The sequence below is a fragment of the Bradyrhizobium forestalis genome (assembly GCF_002795245.1).
Classification (GTDB): domain Bacteria; phylum Pseudomonadota; class Alphaproteobacteria; order Rhizobiales; family Xanthobacteraceae; genus Bradyrhizobium; species Bradyrhizobium forestalis.
Window position 1 is genome coordinate 124475 of the sequence record NZ_PGVG01000004.1, and the last position, 21164, is coordinate 145638.

The 21164-nt window shown below is 65.4% G+C and carries 23 protein-coding genes; 7 read left to right on the plus strand and 16 right to left on the minus strand.

Going from position 1 to position 21164, the window contains the following annotated elements:
* Positions 1 to 8: 8 nt before the first annotated feature.
* The 8 genes from CVM73_RS06860 to CVM73_RS06895 form a co-directional block, all read right to left on the minus strand.
* Positions 9 to 299: a type II toxin-antitoxin system RelE/ParE family toxin gene (locus tag CVM73_RS06860; RefSeq protein ID WP_347338453.1), complete on the minus strand. Its 291-nt coding sequence runs from the start codon at positions 297 to 299 to the stop codon at positions 9 to 11.
* On the minus strand, positions 296 to 523 hold the full coding sequence (locus CVM73_RS06865) for a hypothetical protein (protein WP_100231253.1): 228 nt from the start codon (positions 521 to 523) through the stop codon (positions 296 to 298). Before CVM73_RS06865 ends, CVM73_RS06860 begins: the two co-directional genes overlap by 4 nt.
* Before the next feature lie 115 nt (positions 524 to 638).
* Positions 639 to 1256: a 30S ribosomal protein S4 gene (gene rpsD / locus CVM73_RS06870; protein WP_100231254.1), complete on the minus strand. Its 618-nt coding sequence runs from the start codon at positions 1254 to 1256 to the stop codon at positions 639 to 641.
* A 281-nt stretch (positions 1257 to 1537) separates the two neighbouring features.
* Positions 1538 to 2305 carry an acyltransferase gene (locus tag CVM73_RS06875; RefSeq protein ID WP_100231255.1) on the minus strand — a complete coding sequence of 256 codons (768 nt, stop codon included), beginning with the start codon at positions 2303 to 2305 and terminating at the stop codon, positions 1538 to 1540.
* 231 nt (positions 2306 to 2536) lie between these two features.
* Positions 2537 to 3310 carry an HpcH/HpaI aldolase family protein gene (locus CVM73_RS06880; RefSeq protein ID WP_100231256.1) on the minus strand — a complete coding sequence of 258 codons (774 nt, stop codon included), beginning with the start codon at positions 3308 to 3310 and terminating at the stop codon, positions 2537 to 2539.
* 61 nt (positions 3311 to 3371) lie between these two features.
* Complete coding sequence (murI, locus tag CVM73_RS06885) at positions 3372 to 4169, minus strand: glutamate racemase (protein ID WP_100231257.1); 798 nt, start codon at positions 4167 to 4169, stop codon at positions 3372 to 3374.
* A 287-nt stretch (positions 4170 to 4456) separates the two neighbouring features.
* On the minus strand, positions 4457 to 5263 hold the full coding sequence (locus CVM73_RS06890) for a cyclic nucleotide-binding domain-containing protein (RefSeq protein ID WP_167406700.1): 807 nt from the start codon (positions 5261 to 5263) through the stop codon (positions 4457 to 4459).
* A gap of 248 nt (positions 5264 to 5511) precedes the next feature.
* Entirely contained in the window at positions 5512 to 6594 is a 1083-nt protein-coding gene (locus CVM73_RS06895; RefSeq protein WP_100231259.1) for a SecDF P1 head subdomain-containing protein, read from the minus strand.
* A 226-nt stretch (positions 6595 to 6820) separates the two neighbouring features.
* Between CVM73_RS06895 and CVM73_RS06900 the strand changes: the two genes are divergently transcribed.
* Positions 6821 to 8728, plus strand: coding sequence for an acyl-CoA synthetase (locus tag CVM73_RS06900; RefSeq protein WP_100231260.1), 1908 nt, complete (start codon positions 6821 to 6823; stop codon positions 8726 to 8728).
* Between the two features lie 108 nt (positions 8729 to 8836).
* Here the strand turns inward: CVM73_RS06900 and CVM73_RS06905 are convergent, their stop codons facing one another.
* Together CVM73_RS06905 and purB are read right to left on the minus strand one after the other, a co-directional pair.
* Positions 8837 to 10009, minus strand: coding sequence for a M20 aminoacylase family protein (locus CVM73_RS06905; protein WP_100231261.1), 1173 nt, complete (start codon positions 10007 to 10009; stop codon positions 8837 to 8839).
* 128 nt (positions 10010 to 10137) lie between these two features.
* Positions 10138 to 11445 carry an adenylosuccinate lyase gene (gene purB, locus CVM73_RS06910; protein ID WP_100231262.1) on the minus strand — a complete coding sequence of 436 codons (1308 nt, stop codon included), beginning with the start codon at positions 11443 to 11445 and terminating at the stop codon, positions 10138 to 10140.
* Between the two features lie 585 nt (positions 11446 to 12030).
* On the opposite strand from purB, the gene CVM73_RS06915 reads away from it, so the two are divergent.
* Entirely contained in the window at positions 12031 to 12618 is a 588-nt protein-coding gene (locus CVM73_RS06915; protein WP_167406680.1) for a TetR/AcrR family transcriptional regulator, read from the plus strand.
* Between the two features lie 451 nt (positions 12619 to 13069).
* Here CVM73_RS06915 and CVM73_RS06925 read toward each other — a convergent pair whose 3' ends face one another.
* Positions 13070 to 13723 carry a response regulator gene (locus CVM73_RS06925; protein WP_100231265.1) on the minus strand — a complete coding sequence of 218 codons (654 nt, stop codon included), beginning with the start codon at positions 13721 to 13723 and terminating at the stop codon, positions 13070 to 13072.
* A gap of 7 nt (positions 13724 to 13730) precedes the next feature.
* Positions 13731 to 15101: a sensor histidine kinase gene (locus CVM73_RS06930; RefSeq protein ID WP_100231266.1), complete on the minus strand. Its 1371-nt coding sequence runs from the start codon at positions 15099 to 15101 to the stop codon at positions 13731 to 13733.
* Between the two features lie 199 nt (positions 15102 to 15300).
* Here CVM73_RS06930 and CVM73_RS06935 point away from each other — a divergent pair, with 199 nt between their 5' ends.
* The 5 genes from CVM73_RS06935 (at position 15301) to CVM73_RS06955 (ending at position 19667) form a co-directional block, all read left to right on the plus strand.
* Positions 15301 to 16083, plus strand: a complete 783-nt coding sequence (locus tag CVM73_RS06935; RefSeq protein WP_100231267.1) for a MotA/TolQ/ExbB proton channel family protein — start codon at positions 15301 to 15303, stop codon at positions 16081 to 16083.
* Entirely contained in the window at positions 16080 to 16766 is a 687-nt protein-coding gene (locus CVM73_RS06940) for a DUF2135 domain-containing protein (RefSeq protein WP_100231268.1), read from the plus strand. The genes CVM73_RS06935 and CVM73_RS06940 overlap by 4 nt, the downstream gene beginning before the upstream one ends.
* Entirely contained in the window at positions 16759 to 17364 is a 606-nt protein-coding gene (locus CVM73_RS06945; RefSeq protein ID WP_100231269.1) for a hypothetical protein, read from the plus strand. The genes CVM73_RS06940 and CVM73_RS06945 overlap by 8 nt, the downstream gene beginning before the upstream one ends.
* Before the next feature lie 117 nt (positions 17365 to 17481).
* Entirely contained in the window at positions 17482 to 18222 is a 741-nt protein-coding gene (locus CVM73_RS06950) for a metallophosphoesterase family protein (protein WP_100231270.1), read from the plus strand.
* A 5-nt stretch (positions 18223 to 18227) separates the two neighbouring features.
* Entirely contained in the window at positions 18228 to 19667 is a 1440-nt protein-coding gene (locus CVM73_RS06955) for a serine/threonine protein kinase (protein ID WP_100231271.1), read from the plus strand.
* Between the two features lie 25 nt (positions 19668 to 19692).
* Here the strand turns inward: CVM73_RS06955 and CVM73_RS40035 are convergent, their stop codons facing one another.
* The 4 genes from CVM73_RS40035 to rpe form a co-directional block, all read right to left on the minus strand.
* Complete coding sequence (locus tag CVM73_RS40035) at positions 19693 to 19866, minus strand: hypothetical protein (protein ID WP_167406681.1); 174 nt, start codon at positions 19864 to 19866, stop codon at positions 19693 to 19695.
* Positions 19863 to 20069, minus strand: a complete 207-nt coding sequence (locus tag CVM73_RS06960; RefSeq protein WP_100231272.1) for a hypothetical protein — start codon at positions 20067 to 20069, stop codon at positions 19863 to 19865. The genes CVM73_RS40035 and CVM73_RS06960 overlap by 4 nt, the downstream gene beginning before the upstream one ends.
* Before the next feature lie 4 nt (positions 20070 to 20073).
* The gene (locus CVM73_RS39665; RefSeq protein WP_158237546.1) at positions 20074 to 20217 is read right to left on the minus strand and encodes a hypothetical protein; all 144 of its coding nucleotides are present in this window, start codon (positions 20215 to 20217) and stop codon (positions 20074 to 20076) included.
* A 164-nt stretch (positions 20218 to 20381) separates the two neighbouring features.
* Positions 20382 to 21083 (minus strand): ribulose-phosphate 3-epimerase, encoded by a 702-nt coding sequence (gene rpe / locus CVM73_RS06965; RefSeq protein WP_100231273.1) that lies wholly within the window; start codon positions 21081 to 21083, stop codon positions 20382 to 20384.
* Positions 21084 to 21164: the final 81 nt, after the last annotated feature.

Consider the following 21164-nt stretch of genomic DNA (forward strand, 5'->3'; position numbering starts at 1 on the left):
CCGCGGTGTCACTTACTCGTGGTCAGCGAGTTCTGGGTGGACGCCGGGCGGCGTGACGAAATCGCATAATAATGATTTCCGTCGCGCTCACACGATAAATCGATCAGATAGGGATAAGGGTTGACCGGCAAGCGACGGACGTATGCACGCGTGGTCTGCCGCCCTGCATACGGGTGATCCCCGAGCAGCGCGACAATGCGGTCGCGCACGTGGCTGGCTCCCTGTGGAGAACGCGCATCGATGTAGGTCAGAACTTCGTCGATCTGGGCGAGTGCCCGCTTCGTGTAACGGACCTTCACAGCCCGTGCTTGGCCCACATGGCGCGAACTTCGTCGGCAGTGGCAAGCTCGCCGCGGGCGATTTCAGCTTCGGCCTCGGCCAAATCCGCTTCTTCCGCCGCCGTCAGTTGGAGCGGCGGCTGATTCACCCCAGCAAGCTCAAGGAGGGTCCGCGCCAAGTCGTCCTGCTCTGAAGCAGGTAGGGTGGAAACCTTGCTGAAGGCCTCATCCAGAAGACGCGTCATGGTCAACTCCGCTACGCGCAATCATAGCACAGATGGGCTGAGACATGGGAGTGGCCGCCTCAAACGAAAAGGCCCCGGTGAACCGGGGCCTTTGAACGTTGATGTGCCGAAACTATCAGCGCGAATAGAATTCGACGACCAGATGCGGCTCCATCTGCACCGGGAACGGCACGTCGGAGAGGCCGGGGATGCGTGCGTACTTCGCCGTCATCTTGCCGTGGTCGACTTCGAGATAGTCGGGAACCTCGCGCTCGGGGAGCTGGCTGGCTTCGAGCACGTGGGCGAGCTGCTTGGACGCTTCCTTGACCTCGACCACGTCGCCGACCTTGAGCTGGTAGCTCGAGATGTTGACCTTGCGGCCGTTCACCTTGACGTGGCCGTGGTTGATGAACTGGCGCGCGGCGAAGATCGTGGAGACGAACTTGGCGCGGTACACGACCGCGTCGAGGCGGCGCTCGAGCAGGCCGATCAGGTTCTCGCCGGTGTCGCCCTTGAGGCGGCTCGCCTCGACATAGATGCCGTGGAACTGACGCTCGCTGATGTTGGCGTAATAGCCCTTCAGCTTCTGCTTGGCGCGGAGCTGCACGCCGAAGTCGGAGAGCTTGCCCTTGCGGCGCTGGCCGTGCTGGCCGGGGCCGTACTCGCGGCGGTTGACGGGGCTCTTCGGGCGGCCCCAGATATTCTGGCCCATACGGCGATCGATCTTGTACTTCGCCTCACTGCGCTTAGTCATCGCGTCCTCTTCGGTTGCATGGTTTGAGGAAACGCGCCCTCCTGTGTGACGGGCTTAGCCCGGCACCGACAGGTCCGATCCCCAAAGCTTAAGGGATTTGACCACGGGTCGCGAAACGCTTCGCGGGCCGAAATCGGCCCGCGAGCAGGCGGCTTTTAGGGGAGTTTGGGGCTGGCTGTCAATTCTTTACGCTGTCATTCCGGGGCGCACGAAGTGCGAACCCGGAATCTCGAGATCCCGGGTTCGGTGCTTGCGCACCCCCCGGGGTGACCGCTACGCGGTCACGTGCGCACCGCCCGGACGGGCTTGGGGATGGCTTCCCGCAATTCGGCAGCGATTTCAGTGTTCAGGACCTGTTCCAGCCGGGTCAGGACCCGGGCGATCGGGGCGGCGTCGGTGACCCGGTGGTCCCAGCGGATCACGACATGGATGGTCTGATCCGGCTCGACGAGCCCATAGCTGACGACAAAGGGGCCCGGCGCGATGGGGTGGAGCTCGCCGCCGCCATAGGCGGCCACCGAGCTCACCGCGAAGCTGCCGAACCAGTTGCCGCGCTGGCGGCCGAAATTCAGGCCGATGGCCCAGGACAGGCGCCGCAGCGGCAGCGGCAGGCGGGTCGCCCGCATGATCTTGCGGAACATCGGGACGTCCTCGACCGGGGCCGTCTTGCCGCGCCTGATTTCCGCATTGATCGCTGCCAGCGAAAGGGTCTCAGGAGCGGCGATTCGCTGAGGCAGCACGCATTCCTCGCCATTCTCGACCCGGGCGATCGCGACCGTCGCCACGCTCCTTGGCAGCTCGTAGAGGGCCGGCCAAGGCCATTTGGTGTAAACGGTGCGCAGGATCGGTTCGTCCCGTGCAACCAAGGCGAAAGCCTTGACGATTATCGCGGCCCACCCGGCGGGCGCCGTTGCGCCGGCGCGGGCCTCCAGCACAGGGCCGATATTGAGCGAACGGGAGAGTGAAACGAAGGGCACGCCCATCGAGGCATGCATGAGGTCGCAGATCAGACGGCGCCGCAGCGAAATGGTCTTGGGCGTCCCGCGCATTGGTCTCCGTTTCCCAGGGATCAAAAGATCAAAATATGTGCAGCGAGCGGGGTGCCCGCCCGCTCGCTCTAGCACGAACCAACCCGTTTAGGGCCGGTCGGTTCGCCGCATCAGGGATCGCCAATTTGGTCTTGATGAAGACGTAAAAATCAATGATTTTCAATGATTTATCTCTTGAATGGGGCGATCCTGGCGGCGCCGCAGGTCCCGGCAATGCGTCAATCGGCTGGTTCAGCGCCTGACCCCCTCGAACGCCGCCATGATTCCGCGCTGGAACAGCGACCAGTCGAAGCCGAGCGCGATCGCGCGGTAGCCGCGGTCGATCAGGGCATTGGCCTGGTCGGCGGTGCGCGCCACACCGCCGATCGGCACGCCGCTTCTGAGGATGCCGGCCTCGGCGCGCGCGACGAGTTCGAGCAGCTCGGGGTCGTCCATCTGGCCGCGCTTGTTGATGGAGGTGGCGAGATCGCCGGGGCCGATCACGGCGACGTCGACGCCCGGCGTTGCCATGATCTCGTCGATGCGATTGACCGCCTCGACATGCTCGATGGTGATCATGCAGATCATCTCGTCATCGGCGCTGGCCATGTAATCCGGCATCGACTGGCCCCAGCGGAACGGCGCGTGGAAGGGGCCCCAGAGCCGATCGCCGCGCGGCGGGTAGCGCACGCTACGTACGGCCTTCTCGGCTTCGACGGGGTTTGTGATCATCGGGAAGTTGATGCCGAAGGCGCCGATGTCCATCGGAGCTTTCGCGAGCCACGGCTCGTTCGCGGCGATCCGCACCAGTGGCGTGCAGGGCGTGCCCGTGGTCGCGGCGATCATCGCATGTGCTTCGGTGAGCCCGATCGGACCATGTTCGAGATCGACGATGATCCAGTCGAGCGAGCGTGCCATGATCTGCACCATCTGCACGCTCGGGATGGTCGCGATCGCGCCGAAAGCGGGGCGGCCCTCGCTCCACAATTGGCGAAGGCGATTGAGCGGCTTTGCGGGGACCGGCATGTGATAACCTGCGCGCAGATGACGACGGCAGAACCTAGCAGCGCGGCGTCGATGCGGAAAGTCAGGCGACCGCGCGCCCGCCGAAGAACGGTGTCAGCGTGGCGCTGAGGTCATGCACGCGCTTTGATGTAAAAATCATTTCGGCGCCGGACTGCGCGATGCCGCAACCAGGCGCACCGAGCAGATCCGAGACGCGGCGGGCGATCGCGGGCGCCGGATCGATCCAGTCGACCGGCCAGGGTGCGAGCTTCTTCAGCCGGTCGAGCAGCAACGGATAGTGCGTGCAGGCGAGCACCACGGTGTCGGTGCGCGCGCGCGCGTCCGCGGCATCGCCGACGAAGCAGGGGGCGAGCTCGGCGAGGATGTCGCCGTCGCTGATCGGATGGCCGCCAAGCGCGGCCTCGGCGAGCGAGGCGAGCTCGGGCGAGCCGACCAGCGTCACCTCGCATCCTTGCGCGAAATCGCGGATCAACGCCTTGGTGTATTCGCGTTTCACCGTGCCCTTGGTGCCCAGCACCGAGACGCGGCGGGTCCTGGACTGCGCGCAGGCCGGCTTGATCGCCGGCACCGTTCCGACGAAGGGCAGAGTATAGGCTGCGCGCAGGTGCGACAGCACCAGGGTGGACGCCGTGTTGCAGGCGATGACGGCGAGGTCGGGATCATGGGTGCTGATCAGCTCCCCCATCAGCGGCACGACGCGGGCGATGATCTCGTCCTCGCTGTGGTGGCCATAGGGAAAGAAGGCGTCGTCGGCGACGTAGACAAAGTGGGCGTCCGGGCGCGCGGCCACGACCTCACGCAGCACCGTGAGCCCGCCAAGGCCGGAATCGAACACCAGGATGGTCGGAGAATTGGTCACGTCATTACCCTAGCCCGCCATGGTTACCATTCGGTTTTTAGGGCGATTTTGCGGCGGGCCCCCCGCAAAGACCCGGAGGGCCGACGTCTCGTGTCCCGGACGCGCTGCAACGCCTCTTAGCGTTGCTGCGCAGAGCCGGGACCCAGCCGCACTGTTGCTCTTGAGGCATGGGCCCCGGCTCTGCAGCGCATCGCGAAAAGCGCTGCGCTGCGTCCGGGGCACGAGAGCTGGGCGAGCGCTGTCCACATCACATCATCACGTGCAATCAGGTCGGACGCGCGCAGCACTCACGCGATCCTGTTCGTCGTTGCCGCGCGCTCCGTTGCCAGCTGCTTCTGCAAGCGATCGATGTTTTGCAGCAGGCGCTGGCTGGTCAGCACCAGGAAGTAATAGCCGAATTGCGGATCCTGGAAGTAGATCTCGAGCAGCCGGTCGTAGGTGATCGTCAGCACCTGTCCGTCCTCGATGCATTCGATCGTTCCGGTGCGCCGGTTGTCCGGCGTCAGGAAGCCGAGCTCGCCCATCAGCGCGCCGGGCCCAATCTCGACATTGATCTCCTTGACCAGGAACTTGCCGGTGACCGTGAGGAGCATCTCCTGGGCTGGATCGCCCAGCTTGAAGAGCGTGTCACCACGGCGATATTTGCGTTCGGTCATGAACGGCTTGAGCCATTCGATCGACATGTCGCCTTCGGTCGCATGCCGCGCCTTCTTGACGAGCTTGAGCATCTGCCGCAGCCGCAAGGCGTTGATCGGGAGCAGCAGCAGATAGAGCAGGAACGTGGCGACGTTGGCGGTGAGGGCGCCGAAGACGGCGAAGAGGGCGCAGCCGATCATGTTGGCAACGCGCAGGGGCACCATCGTCCGCATCAGGAGGGTGGCGACGAAGAAGCCGGCGCCGACCGCGGCGAACAGATTGGCGAGGGTGATGTTGTGGATGAAGATTTCCAGCAGCCGGTTGAAGATCGCGTCGTAGGTGACGTTATCGGGGTCGAGGCCCATCTGGACCAGGATTTTCGCGATCCTGAGGTTATCCGTGGCCGCGTCGAGAATGCGGTCGAGGATCGACGAAATGTCTGCGCTGCCGGACGGCATGGTACTAACCCCACATAAGGCATTCAGTCCTGGTCGGCACTCGTATAGCCGAAATCGAATGACGACCGCTTGAATGACGCTTCCGGCCGTCATGCCGCAAGAGGCAAATTCTAGCCTGATCGGGCGTTTCGGCAATTGCCCGTTGGTTGCGCGTCTGGCCGCGGCGCGGCGGTGATTCGGGGCACTCGTGCGGGCTTCGGCGTCGCGGAACGGGCCTGCACCATCGACGCGGCGGGGCGGTCTTGGCTTTACGGCTTGGTGGCGGGTTGCACGACCTGCTGATCGAGGAGGCCGAGGCGTCCTGGCAGCGAGCCTGCGCGCAGCAGCATGGCGACGCTGTTGGCCTCCTCCAGGGTGAGGTTGCCGGCGATCTGACCGGAGCCGCCGGTGATGGGCTCGCGGATGACAGGAGCGGAGATCACCTTGTCGTCGAGCACGATGGCGAAGGGCTTTCCGACGTTCTCTGCAGTGATATGGGCGAAGCGCCGCGTGCCGCGGCCGTTGAAGCGGAACAAGGCGATCGGCTCCTTCGTGTCGCTCGTAAATCCCGGGCCGGCATAGCTGATGTCGCCGCCTTCCAGCGCGCTGTCCTTGGCGACGAGATAAGGAAGCTTGTCCTTGAAGCCGAGCAGGACTTCCGTGCCCGCCGGCGGCGTGCCCGATTGCGCCTGCTCCGCGGACATCGAGAGGTCGATCAGGCGGAAGCCGACCTTGACCTTCTTGGCGAAGATCGCGGTGAGATGCTCGGGCTCCATCACGCCGGGCAGGAAGATGCGGATGCGGTCGGTCCCCTCAGGCTGGACGCTGGCAAGCTTGACGCCGGCGTCCTTGAGGCGCTGCTCGATCATGGCGATGGAATCTTCGACGAGATCGCGCAGCCGCGCCGCGGATGCGGCATCGGTCGGCGCCAGCCTGAGCGAGCCGTCTCCAGCATCGGTCACGGTGAGCGCGTGCGTGGGCAACCCCTCCGCCGCCGAGGCGAGCTTGCGCGTGAGCTGCTCGCGACCTTTGGCGTCAGCGATCTTCACATCGACGCCGCCGTCGCGGATCGCAAGGCCGGTGAAGGCGATCCGGCCCTCGCGCAGGATCCTGTAGACGTCGTCGCGCAGGTCCGTCGTGACCGCCTCCCGCAAGGCGTCGGTGTCCACCTTGTAGACGATGCGCGATCCGCCCAGCTTCTCCATCTTGTCGGCGATGAATGTCGCGACCTTCGCGCGCATCTTGTCGAGCTGGGTGTCGGCGCCGAGAGTGGCAGAGGGCAGAGCGATTGCGGATACGATCGCGAACGCGGCGATCAGCCGTGTGATGCGGTTTCGCAGAGGCGTCGTCATGATGACCTCAAGTCTTGCGGCAGGGCGCTGACGAGCGAATTCAGTGCCAGTTCTTGGTCCCCGGATTGGCCACAGAGGTTCAAGCGCCACAGCCGGTAAGCAATGGACGAACGCCAAATCATCCATCATTCTGGTCCGGCCCGGCCGCCATCGGCCGAGGCCTCGCCGAACCAAAATGTCAAAAGACAGGGGGCGGGGACATGCATCTGAGGGAGGACAGAATTTCATGGCGGGTATCCACGCGCTCGATCGGTTGATCGGCAACGACTATCCGGATCTCTTGACGGACGAGGAGGTCCGGGCGTTCGAGCAGGTCCCCTACGCCGACCGCGTCGCGGCCGCGAGCACCTATGACGCCATCAGGCTTGGTGCTGAGCGCAACCCCGACGGGGCGGCGATCCAGTTCCTGCAAAATGCCGATCCCGCCGACACGCCGCTGGTCGTCACCTATCGCGATTTCATCGCGCGCGTCACGCAGGCCGCCAACATGTTTCACGCGCTCGGCGCCGAGAAGGGCGACGTCATCAGCTTCATGCTGCCGCTGGTGCCGGATGCCTTCGTCACTCTGTTCGGCGCGGAAGCCGCCGGCATTGCCAATCCCGTCAATCCGCTGCTCGAGCCGCACCAGATCGCCGAGATCCTGGAGGCCGCGAACACCAAGATCCTGGTGGCGCTCGGACCGATGCCCGGCACAGACATCTGGCAGAAGGTCGAGCAGATTCGCCCGCAATTGAAGCATCTCAAGGCCATCGTGCAGGTGTTCGGCGGCGGCGACCCGGCGAACGGTGTCTTTGCCTTCAGCGACCTGATCAAGCAGCAGCCGTCCGATCGGCTCGTCAGTGGCCGCAAGATTTTAGGCAGCGACATCGCCGCCTATTTCCACACCGGAGGCACCACTGGCACGCCGAAGCTGGTGCGGCATACCCATGCCAACCAAGTCTATCAGGCCTGGGCGCTCAATCTGCTGTTGAAGGGGAAGCCCGGCGCCAATCTGCTGTTCGGCATGCCGCTGTTTCACGTCGGTGGATCGCTGACACAGGTGCTGACGACGCTGTCGAGCGGCGGCTCGCTGGTCGTGCTGTCGCCGAGCGGCTGGCGCAACCCGAATGCGGTGAAAAACATCTGGCAGCTCGTCGAGCGCTTCAAGCCCGAAGCGCTGTCGAGCGTGCCGACGGTGCTCGCCGCGACGCTTGCGGTGCCGCCGGGAAATGCGGATATCTCGAGCCTGAAATATGCGGCCGGCGGCGGCTCGGCGATTCCAGTCGCGGTCGGCTCGGCGATCCAGGACAAGCTCAAGCTACCGGTGGTCGAGGTCTACGGCATGACCGAGACCTCCAGCGTGCACACGCTGGCTTATCCCGGCCGGCCGATCCGGCTCGGTTCGGTCGGCCTTCCCATGCCTTATGCGCGCGTGCGCATCGTGCAGCTCGACGCCGAGGGACGCCTGATCCGCGACTGCGCGACCGACGAGATCGGCGTCGTCATCATGGCCGGGCCCGGCGTGTTCGGCGGTTACCTCAACGACGAGCACAACAAGGGCGCCTTCGTCGACGAGGTCTGGGTCAACTCAGGCGATCTCGGCCGGCTCGATGCCGACGGCTATCTCTGGATCACCGGCCGCGCCAAGGATCTCGTCATCCGCGGCGGCCACAACATCGATCCGGCGCCGATCGAGGAGATCATGTTCGGACATCCCGCCGTCGGCTTCGCCGCGGTGGTCGGTCAGCCCGACGCCTATGCCGGCGAATTGCCCGTGGGGTACGTGCAGCTGAAGCCCGGCGCGACCGTCGAACCGGGCGAGCTCGAGGCGTGGGTGCGCGAGCGCACGCCGGAGCGCGCCGCCGTTCCGGTGCAGGTCATTCCGATCAATCCGATGCCGGTGACGGGAGTCGGCAAGGTGTTCAAGCCGCAGCTGCGCTGGGACGCGGCCGAGCGCGTGTTCACCAAGGTGCTGGCGCCGCTGGTCGAGCGCGGCATCGATTGCAAGGTGAAGGTCGGTCCGCACGGCAGCCACGGCTCGATCGCGACCGTGACGCTGACGGACTTGCCGGCAGATCAGCGCGATGCGGTTGCCGGCGAGGTGCACGCGCTGCTGGCACCGTTCGTGATGCGCCACGAGGTGGTGCAGGTGTAGGTGCTTGCATTGAAACTGTAGCCCGGATGAGCGCAGCGATATCCGGGAAGGTGTGGCTTCCCGGGTGTCACTTCGCTCACCCGGGCTACAAGCGCGGCGATTGCGGTCTTATCCCGCCGGCATCCGCGTCTCGACGAGGCGCGCCCAGAACGACGCGCCGTGGCCGAGGATGTTGTCGTTGAAGACGTAGGCCGGGTGGTGGCACTCGTTGCCGTCGCCCATGCCGACCAGCACCATCGCGCCGGGACGCGCTTCAAGCATGAAGGAGAAATCCTCGGCGCCCATCATCGGGACGAATTTGTCGTTGACGCGATCAGTGCCGACGATGTCGCGGGCGACGTCGGCGGCAATGCCGGCCTCGCGGGCATGGTTCATCGTCACCGGATACATCCGCGTGTACTTCGTCTCGGCCGAGCCGCCATAGGCGCGGGCGATACTGTCGGCGACTTCGCCGATGCGGCGCTCGACGAGATCGCGCACCTCGGGGTCGAGCGTGCGCACGGTGCCGGCGAGCTCGGCGACCTCCGGGATGATGTTGAAGGCCGTGCCGGAATGGAATTGCGTGATCGAGATGACCGCGGACTTCAGCGGGTCGACGTTGCGCGCGACGATCGACTGCAGCGCATTGACGATCTGCGAGCCGATCAGCACGCTGTCGACGGATTTGTGCGGGCCGGCGCCGGCATGGCCGCCCTTGCCGCGAACGGTGATCTGGATGTTGTCGGAGGAGGCGAGCATCGGGCCGGGCGTGGTGGCGAAATGTCCCTCAGGCAGGTTCGGCATGTTGTGCATGCCATAGACCTCCTGGATGTTCCAGCGCGTCATCAGCCCGTCCTCGACCATGGCCTTGCCGCCGCCCCCGCCTTCCTCGGCGGGCTGGAAGATCATCACGGCCGTGCCGTCGAAATTGCGTGTCTCGGCGAGATATTTGGCCGCGCCCAGCAGCATCGCGGTGTGGCCGTCATGGCCGCAGGCGTGCATCTTGCCGGGGACCTTCGACGCATATGGTACGCCCGAGGTCTCCATGATCGGCAGCGCGTCCATGTCGGCGCGCAGGCCGATGGTCTTGCCGGAGGCCGATTTGCGGCCGCGGATGACGCCGACCACGCCGGTGCGGCCGATGCCTGTCACCACCTCGTCGCAGCCGAACTCGCGCAAGCGATCGGCGACGATGCCGGCGGTGCGGTGGACTTCGTAGAGCAGCTCGGGGTTCTCGTGGAAGTCATGGCGCCAGGCGGCCATTTCGTCGGAGAGGGCGGCGACGCGGTTGACGATGGGCATGAGGGGATCCGTTTCTTGCTGGTTTTGTCGTCATTCCGGGGCGATGCGGAGCATCGAACCCGGAATCCGGAGATTGTAGCGCGAGATTCCGGGTTCACGCTTCGCGTGCCCCGGAATGACGAAGAATGTCAGCTGTCGCCGAACACGCGCTTGAAGATCGTGTCGACGTGCTTGAGGTGATAGCCGAGGTCGAACTGCTCCTTGATCTCGGCGTCCGAGAGATACTTCTTCACCTCGGCGTCCTTCTTCAGGAGCTGGAGGAAGTCGCCTTCGCCGCGCCAGACCGGCATGGCGTTGCGCTGCACGAGCTTGTAGGCGTCCTCGCGGCTGGCGCCCTTCTGCGTCAGCGCCAGCAGCACGCGCTGCGAATGCACGAGGCCGCCGAGGCGGTCGAGGTTCTTCTGCATGTTGGCGGGATAGACCAGCAGCTTGTCGATCAGGCCGGCGAGGCGCACCAGCGCGAAGTCGAGCGTCACAGTCGCGTCCGGGCCCATCATGCGCTCGGCCGAGGAGTGCGAGATGTCGCGCTCGTGCCAGAGCACGACGTTCTCCAGCGCCGGCGTCACATAGGCGCGCACCATGCGGGAGAGGCCGGTGAGGTTTTCCGACAGCACCGGGTTGCGCTTGTGCGGCATCGCGGACGAGCCCTTCTGGCCTTCGGAGAAGAACTCTTCGGCCTCGAGCACCTCGGTGCGCTGCATGTGGCGGATTTCCACGGCGATGCGTTCGATCGAGGACGCGATCACGCCGAGCGTGGAGAAATACATGGCGTGTCGGTCGCGCGGGATCACCTGGGTCGAGATTGGCTCCGGCACGAGGCCCATGGCCTTGGCGACGTGCGCTTCGACGCGGGGATCGATCTGCGCGAACGTGCCGACGGCGCCGGAGATGGCGCAGGTCGCGACCTCCTTGCGCGCGGCGATCAGGCGTTCCTTGGCGCGCGTGAACTCGGCATAGGCATAAGCGAGCTTGAGGCCGAAGGTTACGGGCTCGGCATGGATGCCATGGCTGCGGCCGATGGTCGGCGTCATCTTGTGCTCGAAGGCGCGCTTCTTCAGCGCGGCCAGCACCTTGTCGAGGTCGGCAAGCAAGAGGTCGGCGGCGCGGGTGAGCTGGACGTTGAGGCAGGTGTCGAGCACGTCGGAGGAGGTCATGCCCTGGTGCACGAAGCGCGCCTCGGGGCCGACGATCTCGGCGAGATGGGTCAGGAAGGCGATAACGTCGTGCTTGGTCTCGCGCTCGATCTCGTCGATGCGGGCGACGTCGAAAGTGGCGTCCTTGGCCTTGGCCCAGACCGTCCTGGCGGCCTCCTTGGGGATGGTCCCAAGCTCGGCGAGGGCGTCCGCCGCATGCGCCTCGATCTCGAACCAGATCTTGAACCGGGTCTGCGGCTCCCAGATCGAGGCCATTTCGGGACGGGTATAGCGGGGGATCATCTGACGGCTCCAGCAAGGTAGGCGGGCGGCCCAAGAGGGCTGCGCCGGCCAAAATGTTTTTTACGCCGTGATTTAGCAGAGCGGGGAGGGCGAAACAAACGGCGGAGGCAAGGTAGCGGGGGATGATTGGGGCCAAGCCGGCAGCTGGCGCCCAGGCTCGGCTGGGGGACGGATCGCCAGCGGGCTTGGCCGGGCGGGCCGCAGAAATCAGCGGTCAATCACGGATCGTTGACTGACAGATATTGAAATCTGTCAGCGAGACGTGTATATCCGTTCTCGGACGCTCCGATTGGGCGTCCCGCGACAGCCCCGGGGAGCCCGACATCCGAACCAGAGTTCGGATTGGAGGGCGGATTGAAGAACGGGGACCGCGGACGAATGGAGACTTAAGACAATGACGACCGAAATCCTCAATTTCACCGGCGCGATTGGGCATTGGCTCAATTTGCTGGTGGCGCGCCAGATCGCGGCGCAGGCTGCAAAACTGCCTCATTAAGGCATAGGCTTTCGAACGACCGGCGCGGGCGCTTCGGAAGCAGCCCTACTGCCGGATAACTGAGCCCCAAACGGGAACATGGTGCTGGCATGAATGAAGCCGTTGTCTTGACGCCGGAGCGGATCCTCGAAGTCACCGAGGACGTGCTCAGGCGTTACGGACTTGCCAAGGCCACCGTGGTCGACGTTGCCCGTGCGCTCGATGTGAGCCACGGCAGCGTCTATCGCCATTTCCCCAGCAAGGCCTCGCTGCGCGAGGCCGTTGCCAAGCGCTGGCTGGACCGCATCGACGCCCCGTTGCTGGCGATCGCCAAGGAGCAAGGCCCGGCGCCCGACAGGCTCGACCGCTGGCTGCGCACGCTGTTCGCCGCCAAGCGTTCGCGCGTGCTCGACGATCCCGAGATGTTCGAGACTTATCTGACCCTGGCGCGCGAGGCCTGTGCGGCCGTCAAATGTCACAAGGACACCATGATCGATCAGATCGCGGCGATCCTGACCGACGGCGTGAAGCAGGGCGTGTTCGCTGTGGACGACGTCAAGACCACCGCGCGGGCCATCTTTGATGCCACCGTCCGCTTCCATCATCCGGCCCATGCCGACGAGTGGAAGGACGCCGATCTCCCGGCGCGCGTCGATGCGACGCTGGCGCTATTGCTGCGCGGGCTGAAGGCGGCCTGAGGCCGCAGGAGCCATTCGATCCCGGGTGCGGCCAATCAACCTCTCGTCTTGTGGAGAACGGCGCCGTCGCGAAGCGAGGGTGAGGATGCCGAATGTCTTCGCGTGTGGAAGGCAGGATCGGACGATGGCACGACCGGCGGACTCTCCGGATATGCATTGACTGCGATTTCGACGGCGTCCTTTGACCGCCTTCGAAGGCGGTAGAATGTCAGCTCCTGATCGAACATGGGGCAGCGAAAGTGGACGACGGCGGTGTCCGGCAGGCGGCAAAGTTCGTCAATGAGCTCGCCTACTGTGATGATCGGGGGATGGTCGGCTGTTTTGTGATGACCCTTGCTCATGGCGATGTACTCCTTCGTCGGATGCTAACCGGAACTGAAGGGTCTCCGTTCCATCGAGGTCGGCACATTCAGAAGGTTCAAGGGTCTGAGGGAATGCGGCAGCTTTGCTGCTAGATCCTCGTCAACCCGCACGACGCCGCGAGCCGCACGAGTTGCGCGTCCGTGCGTGCGCCCGTCTTCGATTTGATCAGATAATGATAGTTCTGCACCGTCTTGACGCTGAGATTGAGATGCGCTGCGATCTGCTCGGTGGTGGCGCCGCCGGCGAACTGGCGCAGGATCTCGATCTCGCGTTCGCCCAGTTGATCCAGCACTGAACCAGTCGGCGAAAGACTCTCCTCGGCCAGAATATGCGCGATGTCGTCGCTCATGGCGCGCTCGCCGCGGGCAACGCTGCGAATCGCGGTCACGACTGCAGAGGGCTCGCTGCTCTTGGTGACGAAGCCGCTCGCGCCTGCGCCGAAGGCTGCCTTCACCAGCACGGCTTCGTTGTGCATGGTGAATACCAGGATCCGCGCTCGCGGGCTGCGCGCGCGGATGTTGCGGATCGCCTCGAGCCCGCTCGCGCCGGGCATCGAGATATCAAGCACGACGACGTCAGGATCATGCGCCTTGAACGCGCCGTAGGCGTCCGCGGCGTTGTCGGCTTCAGCCACGACATGCAGATCGCCCTGGCTCTCCAGCACGCGCCGATAGCCTTGCCGCACGATCGGGTGGTCGTCGACCAGCAGCACCGAGATGCCTGTTGCCGCAACCTCGCTCATTCCGGCCTCACGCCGCGAGCGGAATGGTGGCGGCAACGCTGAGGCCGCCGCGGGCAGGCAGGATCGACAGCGATCCGCCGGCGGCCGTGACACGCTCGCGGATGCCGGTCAGGCCGAAGCCGGCCGACTGCGCGACACGGGTCGCGTCGCCGCCGCCATCGTCCTCGACACGGATCAGCAGCGCATCGTCCTCGCCCGCGCGCCGCTCGATCCGCAACGAGATCTCGCGCGCCGCACCATGACGCAGCGCGTTGGTCAGGCATTCCTGTGCCACGCGATAGGCCGTGGTGGCAGCCGGACCGCTGATGTCGGTGAGGTTACCCCTGAGATCGAGCTGGATCGTCGGCCGTGCCGCGCTCTGCGAGCGCCAGCTGTCGACGAGATTGACGAGGCTTGCCTCGAGCCCGAGCTCCTCGGGCAGCGGATTGCGCAGCCGCTTCAGCGCGTCGCGCAGCGAGGCCATCAGATGATGGGTGGCCTGCGAGATCATGCGCGCATCCTGCGCGATCCCGGTGTCGCTGTTGTCTTTCGTGCTCGCTGTTTCGATTGTGTTGGCGAAGGCGAGAATGGCGGAGAGATTCTGGCCGAACTCGTCGTGCAGCTCGCGGGCGAGCGCGCGGCGTTCGTCGTCGCGGATCTCGATCAGGCGCCGCGTCAGCGCGGCGCGCTGTTCGGTCGCTTCCTCCAGCCGGTCGCCGAGCTCGCCGACGGCGCTGCCGATCATCGCCAGCTCCATTGAGCGGAAGCGCGGCAGTTTCGTGCGATATTGACCGCGCGCCATGCGCTGCAAGGCGGTCACGATCGCGCGCGCCGGCGCCAGTGCATGTGCGATCGCGAGCGACGCCAGCAGCGCAATTGCCGCCGCCATCAATAGCGCGACGTCGATGACGTTGAGGATGTACTCCCAGGCCAGCGAGACGGCCGCCGCGCCGTCCGGCGTCGCGACCACCGACCCGGCGGCAATCGCGCGGGGGCTGACGGGCCGTACCACCTCGGCGTGGCTGCCGAGGAAGGTGGGCACGATGGCGGCGAACCAGCGTGGCGGCGTCTTGCCCAGCCCCTCGCTCTGGCCACAAAGCGGCTTCTCGAATGCCGCGGCCGGCTGGAACTCGACGCAGACGCCGGGCGAGATCAGCTTCATCGTCTCCAGCGTGCGCCAGTCTGGAACCGGCAGAAGATGCTCGCGCGCTCTGCTGCTGCGCAACAAAAGCTCGCGCCAATACAGCGCCTGTAGCGCCTGCGCGACCCGCTGTGCCGAGGCCGCAGTCGCCCGATCGACGCTACGATAGGCGTCGAAAGTGGCCCATACGGTCGCGGCTCCCAGGCACAGCGCCACGATGAGCAGCAGGCGGGCAACAAGCTGAAGCACGAGGCGCATGCGATCACCCCCGACGTTTGGTAAGGTCAGCCTAACAACGCCGCCACGCCTTGCCAATTGCGGGGTGTGGCAGGATTGCAGCTCGGGCAAATTTCCCAAGCCGGATTGGGCATGGGTCTTTGGACCGGGCGCGGCGGCTTTGATCTAATCGGGATGGAATCGTTGCAAGCCTGTCCTTGCAAACCAGGAGCGGTGCAGCATGAGTTCGATGACGATGGGACCGATCACGGGCCGGGCCGCCGATCCATCCGAGCGCAGCGCGCTGCTGTTCTGGATGATCTTCACCGGGCTGTCGATCTTCGCCGTCGTGCTGCTGTGGCGCTTCGGCCTGATCCATCTGATGCTGACCTCGGACCGCACCTACATTTCGAGCATCATCGCGGTGCTCTATGTCCTGACCTGCGGCCATTGCTTCCTGCGCACGCGGGCCATTGCCCGCGAGGGGGCGGCGGCGCGGCGCTGCCGGGCGGCGCTCGCGGCGCCTGACGGCGGCAGGGTGCTCGATGCGCGTGCGACGGCGCTGCCGCGCGGGCTGGTTCGCGATCACATCGAGAGCCTGGTGACGAAGGCGGCGGCGCAGGATTACCGTCCCGTGGACCAGACGCTGCTGCTGCGAACGCTGGCCGACCGCCTGCGCGGCTCCAACGGGTTCGGCGCCTTCGTTTCCGACACGCTGATGAAGCTCGGCCTGCTCGGCACCATCATCGGTTTCATCATCATGCTGGCGCCGATCGCGGGGCTGGATGCCGCCGACAAGGTCGCGATGCGCTCCTCGATGGGCTTGATGAGCGACGGCATGGCGGTCGCGATGTACACGACGCTCGCCGGCCTTGTCGGCTCGATCCTGGTCCGCATCCAGTACTACATGCTGGACGCCGCGACGCAGCGGGTGTTCTCGGACGCGGTGGTGCTGACCGAGACCTATGTGACGCCGGTGCTGGAGCGCAAGGGTTCTGGCAAGGGTTCTGGTGCGCGGCCATGATGGATGATTTCGGTCTCTATCCGCGTGAGGAGCCGTTCGATCCGCTTGGCGTGATGCTGTTCAAGGCGCTCCAGGTGATCGCGTTCCTGTTCTTCCTCGCGCTGCTCGCGGTCTCCCCGGATGCCAAGGACGGCAAGATCGACTCCAAGGCGGAGTTCATGATCACGCTGGACTGGCCGGACAATCACCCCGACGATCTCGACCTGTTCGTGCAGGATCCCGCCGGCAACATCGCCTGGTATCGCCACCGCGAGGCCGGCTTCCTCACGCTCGACCGCGACGACCGCGGCGGGGCCAACGATTTCATCATGGTCGCCGGCAAGAAGATCGCTTCGCCCATCCGCGAGGAGATCGTCACGGTGCGCGGCATCGTCGCCGGCGAATACACCGTCAACGTCTCGCATTTCCAGGCCACGACGGGCGAGCCTGTGACGGCCAATGTGAAGGTGCAGAAGCTCAATCCGACGGCGCAGGTGGTCTTCGACAACAAGTTCACGCTCGACCACACCGGCGACGAGAAAACCGCGGTGCGGTTCCGGATCGATGCGGAAGGCAAGGTGGTCAATGTGGATCAGCGGCCGAAGTCGCTGCTGGAGACGTTCCGCAGCAGCTGGCGCAACGGCGGCGATCTCGACCCCAAGACCGGTGTGAGCAGGAACGCTGCGAGGGTGCGCCGTGACTAGCCTGCAAACGATCATCCTCACGCTATCGGTCGCTTACGCCGTCATCGGCGCGCTGCTGCTGGTCGTGCTGGTCTATGCGCGGCTGCACTGGTCGCTGAAGGCGGTCGCGGTGGTCGTGACCAGCGCCTTCTATGTCGTCAGCTTCACCGAAATGCGCGGCCTGCTCGGCTGGGCCAGCGCGGACCGGCTGCCTGCTACCTTCAAGCTGCTGAAGGCCCGTATCGTCGAGCCGCATTCGCTGGAAGGCGATCCCGGCTCGATCTATCTCTGGGTCGAGGCGCTGGACGAGGACAACCGCCCAAGCGGCATCCCGCGCGCCTTTCGTGTGCCCTACAATGACCGGCTGGCCGACAAGACCCACGCCGCTGAGAATGAGATCGCGGCCGGACATCCGCAAGGCGGGCGCGCGGCCGATTTCGGCGGCGGCGACGGCAGCCTGATCGACATGGTCCGGGAATATGTGACGCCGAAGACCATTTTGGAGACGAGCGGCGGCGATTCCTCCACCGGCGAGTTCAATGCCCCGCCCGCCGGTGCCCAAGGTGCGGTGTTCACGCCGATTCCGCCGCCCCGGATGCCGCCGAAGGACGAGCAATAGGCCTTTGACCATCACTGCAGGACTGCGCTGGTAAACGGCGCAGCGCTGACGCATCTTGTTGATCTCCCTCAATTTGGCCTCATCGGCCTCCAATAACAATTTGAGGGTGGAGGGTGCGTGCTTCTCGCTGTCTTCTCGGATATCCACGGCAACCGGCAGGCGTTCGAGGCCTGCCTGAAGGTTGCCCGCGCCAAGGGCGCGGAGCGCGTCGTTCTGCTCGGCGACTTCGTCGGCTATGGCGCCGATCCGGAATGGGTGGTGGATACGGCGATGGAGCTGGTTGCGCAGGGCGCTGTCGCGGTGCGCGGCAATCATGACCAGGCGGTCAATTCCTCGGCCGAGACCATGAACGCCGAGGCGCAGATCGCGATCGAATGGACCCGCGGCCGCCTCGACGCCGCGCAGCGGCGATTCCTGGCCGAATTGCCGATGCTGGTAGAGGACGACGGCCGCCTGTTCGTGCACTCGGAGGCCTCTCATCCCCAGCGCTGGCACTATGTCCGCTCGACGGTGGAGGCCGCCAAGAGCCTGATCGCGACGTCCGCCCATGTCACGTTCTGCGGCCACATCCACCGTCCCGCGCTCTATTCGATGTCGGTGACAGCCAAGATGACGAGCTTCGTGCCGAAGACCGATGTCCCGGTGCAGCTCCTGCGCGGACGGCAATGGCTCGCCGTGCTGGGCTCGGTCGGCCAGCCCCGCGACGGCGATCCGTCAGCGTCCTTCGCGCTGTTCGACACGGTCTCATGCCAGATCACCTATTGCCGCGCACCTTATGACGTCGCGACCGCAGCAAGCAGGATCCGCGACAACGGACTGCCGTCCTGGCTGGCCGACAGGTTGTCCCAGGGGCGCTGACGGCGATGCCGAAACCCCTGGTCAGGTCAGGTGCGGAGATCGACGGTTACACCATCGGCGAATGCGTGCATGCCGGCGGCATGGCGACGCTGTGGACCGTCACCCATCCCGGCATCGACGTGCCCTTGCTGATGAAGATCCCGCGGGTGTCGGAGGGCGAGGACCCCGCCGCGATCGTCTCCTTCGAGATGGAGATGATGATCCTGCCGCGGCTTGCGGGTCCGCACGTGCCGGCCTGCTTCGGCACCGGTGATTTCGCCCGGCAAGCCTATGTCGTGATCGAGCGCATCCCAGGCGTCACGCTCTACAAGCGGCTGCCGGACCTGCCGCTGCCCTATGACGAGGCGCGGCAGCTCGTCGCCAAGATCGCGGCCGCGCTTGCGGACTTACACCGGCAGAACGTGATCCATCACGACATCAAGCCGAGCAGCATCATGTTCCGCGATAGCGGCGAGGCGGTGCTGATCGACTATGGCCTGTCGCACCACAACCACCTGCCTGATCTCCTGCAGGAGGAATTCCGCCTGCCTTACGGCACCGCGCCCTACATGGCGCCCGAACGGCTGTTGGGAGTGCGCGACGATCCGCGCAGCGATCTGTTTTCGCTCGGCGTGCTGCTCTATTTCTTCACCACCGGCGAGCGGCCGTTCGGCGAGGGCGAGACGCTGCGCGCGATGCGGCGCAGGCTGTGGCGCGACCCGCATCCGCCGCGGAAGCTTCGCGCGGATTATCCGCCCTGGCTTCAGGAGGTGGTGTTGCGCTGTCTCGAGATCGAGCCGGTGTGGCGCTATCCGACGGCGTCCCAACTCGCCTTCGATCTCGCCCATCCGGACCAGGTCAAGCTCACCGCACGTTCGGAGCGGGTGAAACGCGATCCCCTCAGCGTCGCCTGGCGGCGTCGTTTCAACCAGGGCGCCATGGCGCCGCACGCGAAATCGGATGTCGCCGCCCAGATCGCATCGAGCCCGATCCTCGCCGTCGCGCTCGACACCGTGGAGGGGGCACCGGAGCTGAACGAGGCGCTGCGCGTGACCACCGAGCGCATCCTGGCGACCTTGCCGTCGGCGCGGCTTGCCTGCGTCAACGTGCTCAAGCTGAACCGCATCGCGATCGACCGTACCCTGGACGAGCAGGGCTCCAACAAGCACATCGATCGCCTGGTCGCGCTCAGGCATTGGGCGACGCCGCTCAAGCTGGATGAGGGCCGGCTGTCGGCTCATGTGCTGGAGGCGGTCGATCCCGCTGCCGCGATCCTGGAGTTCGCCGAGGCGAACCAGGTCGACCACGTCATCATCGGCGCGCGGCAGAGCTCGTTCAGGCGCACGCTGCTCGGCAGCGTCTCGGCCAAGGTGGCCTCGGAGGCGACCTGCACCGTCACCGTGGTGCGGCCGCCGCGGATGGCTGGGGACGCCGGCGGATCAGATGCCGGCGAAATGGCGGGTTAGTCGGTCCGGCGTCTTGCAGGTTCGATCAGGCCGCCTGCTTGCGGCGGATCGGCCAGGAGAATTGCGGGCCGGGTTCGCCGTGATCCGCGCTGCCGCCAAAATACTGGATGATCTCGCGGCAGGGCTCGCAATTGAACAGGTTGCGCGACGCGGACGCCTTGGTCATTTCCTTCAGGCAGTTCGGGCAATGCGGTTTCATGGCGCGGTCCGGGAAAAGTAGTCTCGGTGTCGGCGCTGCGAGCCGAACAAGCGATCGAGGTCCGAATTGTCGAGCCCGGCATCGTGGTCCAGTGTGCCGTCGGCGCGCTCGAGGCGTCCGAAGAAATAGTCGAGGCTCGGATGCGGGCGCCGCGGAATACGGCACCTGCGCTTCGGCTGACGTTTCACGAGTGCGAGCTGCATGGCATCACCCCCGGCGACGATGAAGATGGATGATGCGGGCAGAGGATACGGCCTTCGCCGGTCGCGCCACGTAGAGGCTGCGAGCAGCAATCGCCGCATTGAATCCGAACCACAACGCTACGCCAGTCCAAATCAGGGTCGTCGTCATGATGTGCTCCCGTCAAAAGCAGGCAGGAGTCACTTGCGGTGATTTGCGCGAATCAGTGAAGTCCGGATGAGTACGGATCAGGATTGAAATTTAAGCTTTGCGCGCTGCAGCACCCGTAAACGCCACGGGATTTGTGCTCGTCCGCCTGAACCGCTTGATCCAGCTCAAATCGCTTCGCCGCGAGCCCCCAGCGCCGCATTGCGGATCGCGGCGATGTTGGTCTTGTAGGATTCCAGCGTGCCGCCCCTGAACACCGAGGTGCCGGCGACGAAGGCGTTGGCGCCGGCCGCGGCGAGCGCGCCCGCAACATCGGGGCCGACGCCGCCGTCGACCTCGATGTCGATCGGACGGCCCGCCGTCATCGCGCGGATGTCGCGGATCTTGCCGATCGCGGAGGGGATGAAGGCCTGGCCGCCGAAGCCGGGATTGACCGACATCACCAGCACGAGGTCGACGAGGTCGAGGACGTATTCGAGCGCGCTGATCGGCGTTGCCGGATTGAGCGAGACGCCGGCTTTCTTGCCGAGCGCGCGGATCGCCTGGAGCGAACGGTGCAAGTGGGGACCTGCCTCCGCATGCACGGTGATGTGGTCGCAGCCGGCTTTCGCGAAGGCCTCGAGATAGGGATCGCAGGGCGAGATCATCAGATGCGCGTCGAAGATCTTCTTCGTGTGCGGGCGCATCGCCTTGATGACATCAGGGCCGTAGGAGATGTTGGGAACGAAGTGCCCGTCCATCACGTCGAGATGGATCCAGTCGGCGCCGGCGGCGTCCACTGCGCGGACTTCCTCGCCGAGCTTCGAAAAGTCCGAGGCCAGGATCGAGGGCGCGATGGCCAGGGGGCGGGGGGCGAAAGCTTGGGTCATGGCGCGTTTTCCCGTGGCGGACGGACGACGAATGGCCTCGCCTAACATGGGGCTCCATGGCGGGCAATGCAGCAGGGGCCG